Source organism: Chryseobacterium limigenitum, assembly GCF_900114875.1.
GTDB lineage: Bacteria > Bacteroidota > Bacteroidia > Flavobacteriales > Weeksellaceae > Chryseobacterium > Chryseobacterium limigenitum.
This window is the reverse complement of the sequence record NZ_FPKW01000001.1, coordinates 178,045-194,325: the sequence shown is the minus strand read 5'-3', so window position 1 is coordinate 194,325 and position 16,281 is coordinate 178,045. Positions and strand designations below refer to the sequence as shown.

Annotated in this window: 11 protein-coding genes; 3 read left to right on the top strand and 8 right to left on the bottom strand. The window is 33.9% G+C overall.

The features are described from left to right. The first annotated feature begins 164 nt into the window (after positions 1-164). The 3 genes from BT156_RS00890 (at position 165) to BT156_RS00880 (ending at position 3,155) form a co-directional block, all read left to right on the top strand. Positions 165-956, top strand: a complete 792-nt coding sequence (locus tag BT156_RS00890) for a S1/P1 nuclease (protein ID WP_072406291.1) — start codon at positions 165-167, stop codon at positions 954-956. A gap of 563 nt (positions 957-1,519) precedes the next feature. Continuing rightward, complete coding sequence (locus tag BT156_RS00885) at positions 1,520-2,386, top strand: sigma-70 family RNA polymerase sigma factor (protein ID WP_027385416.1); 867 nt, start codon at positions 1,520-1,522, stop codon at positions 2,384-2,386. A gap of 175 nt (positions 2,387-2,561) precedes the next feature. After that, on the top strand, positions 2,562-3,155 hold the full coding sequence (locus tag BT156_RS00880; RefSeq protein WP_072406952.1) for a hypothetical protein: 594 nt from the start codon (positions 2,562-2,564) through the stop codon (positions 3,153-3,155). A 143-nt stretch (positions 3,156-3,298) separates the two neighbouring features. On the opposite strand, the gene BT156_RS00875 is transcribed toward BT156_RS00880, so the two are convergent. The 8 genes from BT156_RS00875 to BT156_RS00840 form a co-directional block, all read right to left on the bottom strand. After that, entirely contained in the window at positions 3,299-6,085 is a 2,787-nt protein-coding gene (locus tag BT156_RS00875) for a multicopper oxidase domain-containing protein (protein ID WP_072406289.1), read from the bottom strand. Between the two features lie 90 nt (positions 6,086-6,175). Next, entirely contained in the window at positions 6,176-6,649 is a 474-nt protein-coding gene (locus BT156_RS00870) for a DUF3347 domain-containing protein (protein ID WP_072406287.1), read from the bottom strand. Positions 6,650-6,752: 103 nt separating this feature from the next. After that, the gene (locus tag BT156_RS00865; protein ID WP_072406285.1) at positions 6,753-7,130 is read right to left on the bottom strand and encodes an HYC_CC_PP family protein; all 378 of its coding nucleotides are present in this window, start codon (positions 7,128-7,130) and stop codon (positions 6,753-6,755) included. A gap of 223 nt (positions 7,131-7,353) precedes the next feature. Next, entirely contained in the window at positions 7,354-9,555 is a 2,202-nt protein-coding gene (locus BT156_RS00860) for a TonB-dependent receptor plug domain-containing protein (protein WP_072406284.1), read from the bottom strand. A 149-nt stretch (positions 9,556-9,704) separates the two neighbouring features. Beyond that, positions 9,705-10,514, bottom strand: coding sequence for a 3-deoxy-8-phosphooctulonate synthase (kdsA, locus tag BT156_RS00855; protein ID WP_066758312.1), 810 nt, complete (start codon positions 10,512-10,514; stop codon positions 9,705-9,707). 211 nt (positions 10,515-10,725) lie between these two features. Continuing rightward, positions 10,726-11,253 (bottom strand): DUF1697 domain-containing protein, encoded by a 528-nt coding sequence (locus BT156_RS00850; protein WP_072406282.1) that lies wholly within the window; start codon positions 11,251-11,253, stop codon positions 10,726-10,728. 12 nt (positions 11,254-11,265) lie between these two features. Further along, positions 11,266-12,618, bottom strand: coding sequence for a hypothetical protein (locus tag BT156_RS00845; RefSeq protein ID WP_072406280.1), 1,353 nt, complete (start codon positions 12,616-12,618; stop codon positions 11,266-11,268). Between the two features lie 21 nt (positions 12,619-12,639). Continuing rightward, the gene (locus BT156_RS00840) at positions 12,640-16,125 is read right to left on the bottom strand and encodes a glycosyltransferase family 117 protein (protein WP_072406278.1); all 3,486 of its coding nucleotides are present in this window, start codon (positions 16,123-16,125) and stop codon (positions 12,640-12,642) included. Positions 16,126-16,281 lie beyond the last annotated feature (156 nt).

The following is a 16,281-nucleotide window of genomic DNA, read 5'->3' as shown; positions in this document are numbered from 1 at the left end:
TGCGCTGTAATTTTTAAATCCTTATTAAAAATTAAGAATAATCTAACTCAAATCTTTTATTTAGATTAAATTTTATTAATCTTACAATGGTAAGAAATCATCCAATTTTTAATACTATTCGGAAAGCGAGCCGTATCTTTGCGGTCTGAAAAATGTTATATAAAATGAAAAGTATTTATTCTAAAATTCTGATGTTAGCATTCATCACATCTTCACTGTATTCTTATGCATGGGGATTGACGGGGCACAGAATTATTGCAGAAATCGCTGAAAATCACCTTTCCGGGAAAGCAAGAAGAGAGATCAAAAAAATAGTGGGGAGAGAGCGTCTTGCGTATTGGGCAAACTGGCCGGATTTCATTAAATCTGACACTACAGGTGCCTGGAAGCAGGCTTCAGCTTGGCATTACGTAAACATTGACCCTCAGGCAGATTTTAAGGCTTTTGAGCAAAATCTGAAAGCTCAGGCTGGCCCGAGTTTATACACTCAGGTGAAAACATTATCTGCTCAGGTGAAAGACGAAAAAACTTCTGAAAAAGACAGAAAAATTGCCTTGATCTTTTTGATTCATATTATGGGGGATCTTTCTCAGCCTATGCACACAGGAAGGTCTGAAGATTTAGGAGGAAATAAGATTAACGTAACTTATTTTGGAGAAAAGACAAATTTACACTCAGTTTGGGACGGAAAATTAGTAGATTCTCAAAAATACAGTTATACCGAATATGCTAAATTACTGGATATAAAAACTAATGATGAAGTAAAACAAATTCAGACAGGAACTTTGGAAGACTGGTTGTATGATTCTCATAAAATTGCAAATAAAATCTATGCGCAAACACCAAATGATTCAAAGTTATCTTACGATTATCAGTACAAATTCAATGATACAATGGAAAGACAGCTTCTTTACGGAGGTTTGAGACTGGCAAAATTGTTGAATGATTTGTTTTAATGTGAATTGTGAATTGTGAATTGTCAATAGTGAATTTTAAAAGTCAATTTTAGGATTCATTTTAAATATAAAGCGGAACTTTGGTTTCGCTTTTTTTGTTTTTGATTATTAAATATTTTTATGCAATTGTTTCCCACGAATTTTGTCATGCTGGAAGCATCTAGACTCGAATCTTTCCAGAATATTCTCTAATACTATGTTGAGATGCTTACAGCTTGACAAACTTTGCAAAATTGCAAAGTTTGAGATTACTTCGCTTTGCTCGCAATGACTGATCCTGAAAAAACGACTGCAGCCCTAGCCCCGATTGCAACGGCATCCTTTTTGGTTGCGGGCGAAGCGAAGCGGAGCCCGTAAACAAAAAGATATAGTGGAAAGCGGGATAAAGCTTCAAATTAAGAAATCTTAATGGTTCAAATCCTCCCTGAGATTTACAAGAGCGATAATTTACAACTAATTTTCGAAATTTATTTTAATTCAATAAAAAATAATTGAAACACGTGTAACCTTTTTACCTTTTCAAACGTATAATATATAGTAACTCTATTTTGAGGATAAAATAAATGAGACAATTAAAAATCACTAAGCAGGTAACCAACAGGGAAACTGCTTCATTAGACAAGTATTTGCAGGAAATTGGTAAAGTGGAACTGATCACTGCGGACGAAGAAGTAGATTTGGCACAAAGAATACGTGCGGGCGACAGAGCTGCACTGGAGAAATTAATCAAGGCCAACCTTCGTTTCGTAGTTTCCGTATCTAAGCAATACCAAAATCAAGGTCTTTCTTTGCCCGATTTAATTAATGAAGGTAACTTAGGATTGATGAAAGCAGCAAAAAGGTATGATGAAACTAGAGGTTTCAAATTTATCTCTTATGCGGTTTGGTGGATTCGTCAGTCGATTTTACAGGCTTTGGCAGAACAGTCAAGAATTGTAAGATTGCCATTGAACAAAATTGGTTCCATCAACAAGATCAATAAAGCCTATGCTCACTTAGAACAAGAAAACGAAAGACCTCCTTCTCCGGAAGAATTGGCTGAAGTTCTTGATATGAGCGAGGAAGATATTAAAGAATCTATGAAAAACTCCGGAAGACACCTGTCTATGGATGCACCTCTAGTTGAAGGTGAAGATTCTAATCTTTATGATGTATTACGTTCAGGAGAATCTCCAAGTCCAGATAAAGATCTAATGCTTGAATCTCTTCAAATTGAAATTGAAAGAGCATTGAATACTTTGACTCCAAGAGAGGCTGACTTAGTAAGATTATATTTCGGATTGAACGGAAAACATCCAATGACTTTAGAAGAAATTGGTGAAACTTTCGATCTTACAAGAGAGAGAGTACGTCAGATCAAAGAAAAAGCAATTAAGAGACTAAAACATAATACCAGAAGCAAGATCCTGAAATCTTATTTAGGTAAATAATTTTAGCGCAACAATTTATTAGGCGGAGTTTGATTTTTCAAGCTCCGTTTTTTTTGTAACAATTTTGGAAGTATCTTCAACTAATTGAAAAACTCTAAGAATAATTTCATTCCGGAGGAATATTTAAAAACTAACTCTAGATTCATCCGAAATGACAAACTTAAAAAAACAAACTATGAAAAAAATAATTTTCTCCTCTATCTTAGCTTTATCATTAATTTATTGTTCTGAAAATAAATCTGAAAATAAACCAATCATAAAAAATGCAGTTGACAATGCAGATTCATCTGTAAAAAGTTCTTTTGAGAGTGGCCGTAGGGAAAATATGATTCATGAGATTTATAATGAACTTATGAAAAACGATAAAAATCTTCAAGCTCTTGATGATAAAATAGATAATGTAGACGAGGAAACAGAAAAAGTAACTTCCCAATATAATGATGTCATTGATAAAACTGAAAATTATTATACAGATGCAAATGCATTAACAGCAGCAATAAGCGACACTATCCTGAAGCAGGAAATTAATAAAGATATTAAAGCAAGTTCTGAAAAATATCAAATAAAAACCAAACGTATTAAAGACTTAATTGAAGAAGTTAGTAAAAACAGAGTAAAACTGCATGATCAGTATGTAATTTTTCAAATCAAAAAAACACTTCCCGAAATCGAAAAATACCAAAACGCTCATCCTTTAAAAACAGACAGCTTAAATAATTTCATCAATAAACAAAACCAATTATTGAATGAATTGAAAAATTTAAAATAATGAATTCAATCTCAATAATCGGAGTCGGAATTGGCGGTTTGACGCTTGGAAATGTTCTGAAACAAAATAATCTTGAGTGTTAATCTGGGAAATCTGTGGGAGAAATAAAAAAGACTGTCTCAAAATTGAAACAGTCTTTATTTTTAATAGGTTAAGGTAAGTCCGGCTCCCCAGCCCATTTCGTTATCATAATTTCCGGAGATCGAGAACCATTTTTGTACAATATATCTCAATCCTGTCGTAAATTCACCATCAGAATTAAGGCTGAAATTCCCTCTTATCCTTCTTGAAATCGGGATATCTTCCCTGCTCAGTTCCAATAAAACCTTTCCGTTTTGATCTATACTGGCATCAGCGGTAACCAACATAGGTAAAAGATATTGAGTACCAACAATAAAGGTTGCTTTATTTTTTGAAGCTTTATTTTGTCCAAACCAGGTTTTCTTACCATGAAAATCCATTCCCATTTCTTCTGCCATTTGCCTTTCCATAATTTCATGATTTTTTTGAATCCTGAACCCTGCATAAGGCAATGCCCACTGGAACTTTCCTAGAAATCTTCCCACTTTAAAGTTTCCGTCAAAATGATCCATGTTCCAATTGGTATGAAATTCATTTAAATTCGCCCATCTTGGCCCGAACATCGTCATTGTTTCTGCATGAATTTTATTGCTTGCAATATCCAGCATCGCCATAGAACTTACCATTCTATTGTCTTTCATAAAGTCTTTCCATGCCAGTTTTCTATTCGGAAGCTGAGGATTCGGTTTTGAATCTTCATAGCTGAAAATCCTTCCCATTCCTGCCATCATGTGGTACAAGATATGACAGTGGAAAAACCAGTCACCATCCTGATTAGCAGCAAATTCAATAACATCTGTTTCCATTGGCATAATATCAACCACATTTTTCAGCGGTGAATATTCTCCTTTTGAATTGATCAGTCTAAAATCATGACCATGCAAGTGCATCGGGTGACGCATCATTGAATTATTATAGAGCGTAATCCTTAAAATCTCCCCTTTCTTAACCAAAATTTTATCTGTCTCAGTAACCGTTTTATTATCTAAAGTCCAGAGATAGTGGTTCATATTTCCTTCCAGTGTAAACTTCATTTCTTTTACGTTTTCGGTTGGAAGAATCGTCTTTTCAGGAGATTTTAAAATATTGTATGATAACCTTTTAATTGGTTTTTCTTCTTTCATATCCATTCCTGAATGCCGGGAATGATCTTCTTCTTTCTTAGATTCCTTCTCTTTGATCCCCATCATTTCATTCATATGCTTAGCAGTCATTTTTCGCTGATTTTCAGTAAGTTCGGGATACATTACCTCATTCATATCCATCATCTGATTTCCCATCGTCATATTCATCGGCTTCATATTTCCGCTCATTTCCATCATTCCGTTCATCATTTTCATGCCTTCAAAAAGCATTAATCTTGGTAAATTCGGAGCTTCCATTTTTTCTCCGGAACCGAGCCAAAGAGAAGCATGACCAATTCTGTCTTCCGAAGTTGCTCTAAATTCAAAGCTTTTATTCTCAGGAATCGTTACTTCAATATCATAGGTTTCAGAAACACCGACAATCAGGCGATCGACTTCCACAGGAACCACATCGTTTCCGTCATTTCCGACAACTTTAAACTTTCCACCTCCGAAATTAAGCCAGAAATAGGTTGAAGAACCTCCGTTAGCAACTCTCAGTCTTACTTTATCACCGGCTTTTAAATTTGAATATTCTGAGCTTGGCTGTCCGTTAATGAGGAATTTATCATAATACACGTCACTCACATCCATCGCTTCCATTCTTTTCCATTCATTCAGCGCTTTTGTTCCAAAATTTCCGGATTTTATGGCTTCCCAATAACTCTGAACTGCATTTTTCTTGATTGCATACCAGTCTGTATTCGCCATATGAAGTCTTCTTGCGATCTGCATCGGATCTTCATCGCTCCAATCTCCCAATAATACAGGGATTTCTTTAGTATATTGAACTTTTGGTTCGCCTTCTCTTTTATTGAAAACTAAAATTCCGTTCATTCCGATCTGTTCTTGCAAACCTTCATGAGAATGATACCAATAGGTTCCGTTTTGTGAAATTTTAAATTTATATAAATGCGTTTCACCAGGTCGTACAGGCTTTGTCGTAAGATAAGGAACACCATCCTGTTCATTGGGCAAAATCACGCCATGCCAGTGAAAACCAGTGTTTTCTTTAAGCATATTGTGAAGATAAATCTCAGCAGTATCTCCTTCTGTAAAATATAAAGTCGGAGCCTGTAGCTTGCCATTTACTGCAATAGCCCTTCGATTTTTACCCGTAAAATTTACGATCGTATCTTTTACATAAAGATCATAGCGAACTGTTTTTCCTCCGAAACTTACTTTTCCATTTTCGGAATTCTTTTTAAATGGTACGTTTCTATCAGTTTCGGGTTCAGCAATTTTATCTTCATTACTTTCTTTTTCAACCAGATCCATTCCGCATTTTGGACATTTTCCGGGTTTATTTGAAGTTACTTCAGGATGCATTGGACAAACGTATACTGACTGATTTTGAGATTGTTGAGATAAAGGTTTAGATAAGATTTTTGTTTCCTTCTTATCTGATTTTTGAACCGCTTTTATTTTGGGTTTTACAGTTACTTTAGGCTCAACTCTCGCCTTAGCCTTAGTTACAGGCTGTTTTTTCTTTGTTTCTACAACTTTTGTTTCTTGTTTTGAAATAGGTTTCGCTACCGGTTTTGGAGTAACTGTAGGCTTTATAACAACCGTTTTTTTCACCAATGTCATTTTGCATTTCGGGCAGTCTCCAGGTTTTGAAGAAACGACTTCCGGATGCATCGGACAGGTATAATATGTTTTTGTTGTTTGTGCGAAATTGAAAACAGAGAACAAAAATATCAGAAATAGGATTAGCTTTTTCATAATATTTCGAATTATTTTTCAAGTTGCATAGCTTAAAGTTACTTACAACTTAAACTACACAACTCATTAATTTAAAGACAAGTACAACACTTATTTTATCTCTGACTTTACACTTCCGCAAGAAAGCATAGAACTTCCGTAGTAAGGATTTACGATTTGTTTTTCGTTGCTCAGCCAGCTAGCGTCTGCCATTGGGCAATATTGAACGAAGACTGATTTATCTGAAAGTTTAAATTCTTTCGCTAAAGCAATCATGTTATCTGAAAGGTTAGAAAATGTTTCTCTTTGCGCTGCAATACTTCTGGCATCAGAAATAGCTGTTGCATCTTTTCTAAGAACATTTAAATTTCCTTCAGAAACTACTTTATAATCGATCGCCGAAGCTCTTTTAATGAATTCTGAAGCTGCTTTTGAAGTTTTGTCGGCATCGTCAGAAGCCAACGCAGTCTTTATGGTAATATAATTTTGATATAATTTAGAAACCTGAGCATCAGATTTTGATTGTGCTGAAATAGAAATAATTGAAAATAAAGAGAATAATGCTGTAATGATATATTTTTTCATTGTTTTAAAATTTAGAATTAATTAATAAAGAATAATTTAATATCGCCTATTGCGACAAGCCATATCGTTCATAATGATATGAATACCAAACGACTGACTAATTCTAAATTCTAAAATTACAATGATTTATAAATAAAGGAACCTGCCTATTTTCAGGCGGTGCATTGATCTGGATCTGAGTAAATTTTGTTGCCGAAAAAGACTTATCTACAAAGAAAAACTGATGGGTTTGAATTTCTGAAATTTGTTTTAAAAAATCAATTTTCAAAAGATTTGATTTCTGAGAATCATCAACTTTCACAACTTTGATTTCTGTCTTACAACAGTCTTTTTTAGTTTTTATGCCACATTTACTACATAAATCATCTGTTTTCTGACTTACAGAAACCATATCCATCATGCAATAATGTACACTAACAACCGCCCCGGAAGAAAATCCGAAGTAGAAAATAGAAAACAATATGGCAAGAATCTTTTTCATATGCTGTAGCAAAGGTAGAAATAAGTATTGAATGACTGTTATAAAATTCTGTGATGTTGTTATAAAATTCAGGAAACAAAAAATCTCCTGCAATTATTCAGGAGATTTTCAATTTATTTTGTTGTAGATTTTTTTCTTTTTCCCACAAATCACACTGATTTTCACAGATGATTGTGTTTAATTTTTAATCTAAATCCTTAAGCCCTAATTCCTAACAACCTGATTACTTAATCTTAAATTCAAGTTTTACGTTGAAAAAGCGACCTGTTAAACGAACCGGAACAGGATACATTAAATTAGTATTTGCATCTGTGATCCATTGGTTAGCAACGGTATTTCTGATATTAAATGCATTGAAAACCTGAACTCCTAACGTTAATTCTTCAAAATTACCCCAGAATCCGTATGTTTTCTTGTTATCTTTTCTGTCGATAAATACTTTAGAAAGCCCTATATCTACCCTTTTATAAGAAGGTAACGTTCTTTGGTACGTATATGGATCCGTAAGAACCGGTGCGCCTGTCGGCAATCCCATTGCGTAGGTTAGCGTTAAATTCACGCGCATAGAAGGAAATTCCGGCATATAATCCTGATAAAACATGGCAAATCTGAATCTTTGATCCGTTGGTCTCGGAATATCTCCTTTTCCTTCAATATTTTCATATACTCTGGCATAACTTGCAGACAACCAAGAATCTACTCCCGGAACAAATTCTCCGAATAATCTTGTATCAATTCCGTAAGCATAACCTGTCGCATTATTTTCACCTGAATAGCGAATCCTTACATTATCCATATAATAAGGAATCAGATTATTCATTTTCTTATAGTATAATTCTGTCGTTAACTTGAACGGTCGGTTATACATCGTAAATTCATAATCATTCGCTAAAATAGCCTGAATTGAACGCTGAGATTTTATATTACTATTAAAATTACCATCTAAGTCTTTGATTTCCTTATAGAAAGGCGACTGATAGTAAATACCTCCCGAAAGTTTGAACAACATGTCACTATCCCAATCTGGTTTAATAGCAAACTGAGCTCTTGGAGAAAAAATTGTTTCTTTATTAAAACTCCAGTTTGAAACTCTGGCTCCTGCATTTACAAAAACCTTGCTGGAACCCCAATAAAATTTCTGAGAGTATTGTGCATAAGCAGACATTCTTGTAGGCTCAATATGATTGTTCCCGGAAATATTATACATCAGTTCCAAATTCCCGGGATTTCTTGGGTCTATGAACTCTTCATGAGGAAGACTGTATCCTGCAGAATCTACTAATTTCCATTCGTTGGTAAGATCTTTTAGATTTTCTTTTTCATATTTAAATCCAACTTCAATATCTGTATTCGGATTAGGTGAAAAACGGGATCTGAATTGAGCTCCGTACGTTCTTACAAACAAATCATTTCTTGCATGTTCTATCTGTCCGCCAGCATCATATGAAGTCGTTGGATCTCCTGTAATAGGATCGAAAGTCTGTAAAATATAACTTGATGAAATCGTATAATATTCTCTTTCTCTGTTCTGATAAGAAAAAGCATCTAGTGTAAATTTCCACTTATCTGATGGCTTATAATTCATAGAGAATGTCCCCATCATATTTTTATACTTATCGTCTTCTTTACCGTTATAAAAAACAGTAAGATTGATAGGTCTCTGCAAAGAACCAAAGTCTATACTCTGCTCTTTAGGAATCATTTCGTAATCGTTCTTGGAATAATATCCTATGAACGAAAGTGAAAATTTTTCATTGATATGATAATTAAGATATGTCTGGAAATCAAAATATCTAGGGTTAAAATTGGTATCTTCTTTTAACGTATTAAGAACCAAATTCGTATTCCTGTATCTTCCTGAAAATAAAGCGGTTAATTTTTTATTTTTTGAAGCTAAACCTGCCGTTAATCTTCCTCCGATTAAACTCGCTTCTCCTGAAAGTTCAAATTTTTCAGGTTCGCGGTAATAGATATTTAATGAAGAAGACATTTTATCTCCGTATTTTGGTTCAAAACCTCCGGCAGAGAAATTGACGGTAGAAACCATATCGGGATTAATGATACTTAAACCCTCTTGCTGAGAATTTCTAATCAGAAAAGGTCTGTAAATTTCAATATCATTAATGTAAATAAGGTTTTCATCATAGTTTCCACCACGAACCATATATTGTGAAGAAAGCTCTGTGTTGGAGTTTACGGAAGGTAACGTTTTAATAACACCTTCTATACCTCCGGAAATACTCGCCACATTCTGAGCATCTTTTGCTGAAATTTTTACAGTAGTAAGGTCATTCGTTTTTCCCGTCACTTTTTTCTGGAAAACGATTTCTTCAATATCTGTTGTTCTTGTCGTATCTCTCTTTTTTGTTTGAGAGAATACTAACATGGGAACCATAAGGCTCAGTGGTAAAACTAGTTTTTTCAAAAGAAATGTTTTAAAATTTCAAACGTGAATATATAAATTTTATTTTAACTTATTTAAACTTTATTTAACATTTATTAAAATGATATTTATATTGTAATCCTGAAGTTTAGCCTATTTGTATAAGCAATTTATTGTTTTGTTTAAAGTAATTACAAAATCGCTTCTCTTACTCTTGTGAGTTTTTGTAACAGATCTTCCAATAAATCAAGTCTCAACATATTGGCTCCGTCTGATAATGCAGTTTCCGGTGTTGGGTGGGTTTCGATAAAAATTCCGTCTGCACCTACAGCAATTCCTGCTTTTGCAACGGTTTCGATAAGATCCGGTCTCCCTCCTGTAACTCCTGAACTTTGATTTGGCTGTTGCAGAGAATGCGTAACATCCAGAATAACAGGTGCATATTCTCTCATGGTAGGAATTCCTCTGTAGTCAACAATCAGGTCTGTATATCCGAAAGAATTTCCTCTTTCAATGATAGCAACTTTCTGATTATCAGAATCTGTAATTTTCTGAACAGCGAATTTCATTGATTCCGGAGAAAGAAACTGTCCTTTTTTCAAAGAAACACATTTTCCTGTTTTTGCAGCAGCGATCAATAAATCTGTCTGACGCACCAAAAATGCCGGAATCTGCAGAACATCAACATATTGAGCCGCCAAAGCTGCATGCTCATTCTCGTGAATATCTGTTGTCGTAGGAATATTAAAAGTTTCACCAACTTTTTTAAGGATTTCCAAAGATTTTTCTTCTCCAATCGTCGTAAAAGAGTCTACTCTACTTCTGTTAGCTTTTTTGAAGCTTCCTTTGAAAATGTATGGAATGTTATATTTATTGGTTAATTCAATTACTTTTTCTGCAATTCTTAACGCCATGTCTTCGCCTTCAATAATACAAGGTCCGGCAATAAGGAAAAAGTTTTTGGAATCTTTGTGATGGATATTATCTAAATACTGAATCATTTTATTTTAAATTAAAAGTTCAGTAAAAATACTTATAAAGTTTCAGAATCGGAAATTATTTTGGAGTAATAAATAGTATATACTTTACGTTATAAACATAGATGCTTCGACTTCGCTCAGCATGACATTTCTAATACTAACTGTCTGACTTAACAGTAAATTTTTAGCGATGTCATGCTGAGCGAAGTCGAAGCATCTATTATTGATAGTTTTAATTAATCTTTTTTAAGATTTTCTCAAAAGTATTGATATTCCTGCTTGTAAACTGATCTTTCAGGCTTTTTTTGCCTAAAATCTTACCAAAAGTAGAATCTAAAGTATTTCCTTTTGGAATTTGCCAATAGAAAATATGATTCACAATTTTTGCATCTTCATTTTCAGTTTTTGAGGCACTTTCGAATTCTTTCATCAAAACATTCTCAATTCCATCGTTACCAACAAAAGAATAAGAATGAAGATCATCATTTTTTTCAAAAGGGTTTCCGTTCCAGAAATTTTCTATTTCTTCCTGAGATTTCACAAATAAAAATGCTTCGTAAGAAAAATGCGCTGACATTGCTTTTTCAAGGATTTTCTTTAATTCATCCGCTTTTTTCTCAGACGAAAACACAATATTTCCAGAAGCTAGAATTGAACTAATATTTTCCATTCCGGCATCTTTAAAAACCTGACAAACGTCCGCCATTTTCATGTTTGTTCCTTTTACATTGACGCCTCGAAGAAAAGCACAGTATTTCATAACTTTTAGTTTTTACCAGTAATAATTTCCTATCAACTGCATTCCAAAGGTCTGCAATAAACAAAGAATGTATAATACTTTAAGAGTTCTGTTATTATTTAATTCTTTCAAAAATAATAGAAAAAACGGTACGATATACAAACATGCTCTCGCTGTTTCTCCTGTTCCATACGCACCTGTAAGGAACATCACTCCTAAAGCTGTTAGTCCTGCAAATGAAAAAATATTAACCTGCTTATCCGAAAATAATCCTAAGTTTTCATTTTTAAAGCTAAAAAATAACGCCATATAAGCAAACGAAAGGAAAATAAGGATCTCCCCAATATCTTCCAATCTTGTGAAGAAATAAACAACAGGCGAATGCAGTAACATAAAACCATTTGGATTTTCAGAATGACTGGCTTCTCTAAAAGTTTCCCAATGATTACTTCCTGTAACTTCATAGCTCCCGTAGAAGAAAGCTACCGTTAAAACGAAGCAAATGATTGAGCTAAAGAAAACAGAATACTGCTTTTTATATAATGTAACCAAAGCTAAAAGCCCCAGAAATGCAAATAAAAACAGTCCTGAAAACGTCAGCATATTGGTAAGAATCAATCCTGAAACACTCATTAAAATTCCTAAAAAGCTCAGCTTATTTTTAATGAAAATCGTAGAAATTCCGCATAAAAATAATAAGGTTGATGTAAGAACTAAAGCATCAATAGAAATCAAAAGATATATATTTACTGATGGAATTACAGCAAATAATATCAATAAAAATTTCCTTTTTGTTTTATCAAACCTAAAGTTTTTCATCAATAAATTCATTAACGGAAAGCTACAAAGTGAGACTGCCAAAAATGAAAGACTTAATCCTAATACACTTCCATTAAACAGCTCAAGAAAAACATAGTGAATTAAGGTTGTATAAGGCGGATGCGTGCGTGTATGCATCTGGAAAGACTCTAAATTATGGTTAAAATTCAATATCCATAATCTCCAATCTGTAATGTTAATGGCATCAGCATAATACTGCCTTCCTTTAAGGTAGAAAGGCTGCAAAAATGCAATGTCTACATTTCCCTGACCCATATTTCCAAATACGATTAATAAAGCGCAGATCATGTATATCACAAAGAAATTGAGTTTCTGGTGATATTGATAAGCCAAGAGCCCTGTACCCAAAAATAATAGGCAGAATAAACTGCCTATTATTAGAAATGAGGATGGATAGATTACCGAAAACGGAAATAAAAGATTGTTTCCGGTAAATACCACATATTTATTTATTAAAAATACCGCTACAGCTAAAAATATCCATGTAACGATTGCTATTAAAAAAACAGTAAAGGGAAAATTTGTTTTTTTTAAACTATTCATCATTTTTTCAAAAATTCGTTTCTATTATTGTGTTGCTTTGATAATTGACGTTGTAATCTGCTCTTCTTTTTCTTTTGAATACGTAGAATCAAAAGGCTGCATAATATCAAACAGATATTGATAGAAAGGCGTTATTTTTTGAACATTTTCAGATTCTTTCATTGCTTTTTCTTTACCCATTTCTTTAAGATTCTCAACAAATCTATTGAATTTCTTATCAATCGGGTCAATAGATCTCACCAAATAATCATAAGCTTTATCTTTCTGTCCGATCTTCGTATAAGCATCTGTAACCGCTGAAACTACTAATGAATATTCCATAGGTTTTGTTCTCATTTGTTTTCTTACAAACTGTTGTTCATAAGGAGTAAGTCCTAAATAATAATCATATTCTTCAAAAATTCCTTTTTTAAGAACTTCTGCCAATTGTAATGCTTTTTTCTCTTGTCCGGCAACGATATATCCGTAAACCATTGAACTTAAAGAACGAGGATCATTATATTTTTCAGCAGGAATTTCTTTTGAAGCTAAGTCTAATAATTCAATTGCTTTTGCTTTTTGTCCGCTTAACGCTAAGGCAGATGCAGCTCTACTTGCAGAACTTCTGTAGCTCATAATGTTAGACGTTGCCGTTTCGTCAAAATGAACATTCAGATCTTTAAAATTACCCCATCTGAAGTTCTTAACCACATTGTATAATGAATTAGGATCTACTCTACCCATTTCTCCATCTGCAGACGGCTGTGTATGAATAGGAACTAGTCTATAGGTAAAACCGTCAAACTGAAGATATTCATCAAGGTAGAAAATATTTTCGCTGTCGTAAATACCTCCTGAAGAGAAGTTAATTGGTCTTTTCCAATCAAAATTAGCCAAAATATCAAGCATAATTAAGTTGTTTTTGAAAAGCGTATTTCCTTTATAAGTAATCATAATCTGATTCGCCGTATTCGGAAGATCAGCCTGATTGATGATTCCAGCTTTTAAAGCATTCTCTTTATTTACAGGTAAAATGAATTTGTTAACCGGAAGAATATTATACTTTTCATATTTATCTTCTCCAAAATACATTTTCAGAAGTTCATTCTTTGAAGATGAGTTATGCTTGATAAAACTCATTGCATCTTTCATCGTCATGGAATCCTGAGTAAGATACTTTCTAAATTCCGCAAACTCAGTTGCAGGTGCGCCCTGTTCTTTCAACATAGAGAAAATACCCTCCCAATCATCTTTTTTCATCAGATAGATCTGATCATTTACCCCGTCTCTGTAGTCATCATGTGTAAGTTGACTAGGAACCGCTGCCGCGTTATATGTTCTTCTTTTTATCTGATCGATATTCCAAGGAGTTGAAGCTAATGTAAAGTTAACTACTTTCACATCATCTCTAAAGTTTTCAGTCTCCTGAATGGCCCAAACCGGATACGTATCATTATCTCCGTAAACGAATAAAATATCTTTCTCCGGCAACGATTTTAATACGGAATAAGAATAATCATAAGATGTATATCTACCGTGTCTATTGTGTACATTGTAGTTCTGGAAACCCATCATAAAAGGAACTCCTAATAAAACTACTCCTGCAACAATATTTGCCGAATTAGATTTAACTTTAGACTGAAGGAACCATAAAATTGCTCCGGCTCCCATACCAATCCAGATCGCAAAAGCGTAGAACGAGCCTACCATTGCATAATCTCTTTCTCTTGGTTCGAAAGGTTTTACTCCTGTGTAGAAAACAATTCCGACACTTGTTAATATAAATAAAGATAATATTGCGTAAAATCTTCCAAAATCTCTGTTTAACTGGAAAAAGAATCCTATTAAACCTAAAATTAATGGTAAAAAGAAAAACGCAACTGTACTTTCATTTTTGAATTTTGCAGGCATTGCATCCTGATTTCCTAATCTCGCATTATCTATTGCAGGGATTCCAGAAATCCAGTTTCCTTTGGTATCTTCATAGCTTCCTTCAAGGTCATTTTGTCTGCCTACGAAGTTCCACATCAGGTATCTTACAAAGTAATATCCGTTCTGGAAAGTGAAGAAATAATCCATATTCTGAGCCAGTGAAGGCTTCTGAACATTGATCAGATTATATGGTTTAACCTTTAAATAATCCGCCGCTGTGATGCTTTTATCTTCATATTTACCTCTCAATTCGTCAAAGATCTGCTTAGCCTGAGGACTATCTGCAACATCTTCGTTTGCATAATTAAAAGTAAAATCTGGAGCTCCGTACATAGAAATGTAATTGGCCATTACATCCTTATCTTCATTAAACATTCTTGGCATTAAACTTACCTGAGACTTACTGAAAACATAATTAAATCTGTCACCCGTTTTTCTGTATGTTCCTGTTTTTTCGTCTTTTTCGTAAATATCTCCGGTTTTTGTTGTCTTGAAACTTCCGTCTTCATTTTTCTCAATTCCATTCGCATCAAGGAAAGCCGTATAGTTTTGACCGTAAATTGTAGGCCAGTCTCCGTACTGTACTCTGTTGTAATAATCCAGCATACCAATTGCGTTGTCCGGGTCATTCAAGTTCATTGGTGTATTAGCATTCGCTCTAATCGGAATTACCATCCAACAAGAGAAGCCTATAATCATATAAACAACCGACAAAGCAGCAGTCTGATAAATATTCTTTTTCGCTCTTCTGGCATATTTAATAGTGAAATAACAGATCGCCACCATTAAAATAAACGCAACAATAGTTCCGGAATGGAAAGGAAGTCCTAAACCATTAACAAAGAAAATTTCCAACTTGCCAAACATTGACATAATTAAAGGGAAGATAATTTTAAAAACAATAATTAAAATTCCCAATGTTATTGCATTAGCCCAGATGAAATTTTTCCATGTGAACTTATAATTTCTAGCATAATATACCAAACAAACCGCAGGAATCGCCAACATACACATCATGTGCACCCCAACAGAAAGTCCTAAAATAAAGAAAATAAGGATGATCCATCTTTCATTATCAACCGCTGTATACTCATTTTCCCATTTCGTGATCAACCAGACCAATAATGCGATAAACATAGAAGCCATCGAGTAAACTTCCCCTTCCACCGCCGAAAACCAGAACGTATCTGAGAATGTGAAACATAAAGCTCCCACCATTCCGGCAAACAGGATAGAAATTTCCTGATGTTTTGTAATTTCTTCAAAATCCTTGTTCAGAAGTCTTCTCACAAAATGCGTGATCGTCCAGAACAAGAATAAAATCGTTAACGCACTAAACAATGCAGACATCGCATTGATTACAATAGAATAATTTTCACCTTTTCCAAATGCAAAAATGGCTGCCACAGCACCCACTATCTGAAATAAAGCCGCTCCCGGAGCATGCGTTACTTCTAATTTTACTGCAGAAGAAATGTACTCACCACAATCCCAAAAACTAAAATTAGGTTCAATAGTTGACAAGTACGTGAAAAATGCAATGACGAAAATCACCCATCCTAAAATGGTGTTCCATTGCCTAAAAGTCCAATTTTTCATAGTATTAAATCAATTACGCGAAAATAAGGCTTTTATATGATTCTGTGTCGATTTTAACAAAATTTAAAAAAATGGCGCAGTATTTGCGAACATAGTAGAGCTAGATTGCAAAAGAAAGAAAGAATATTTAGTAAACAATGCTTACAAATCAAACAA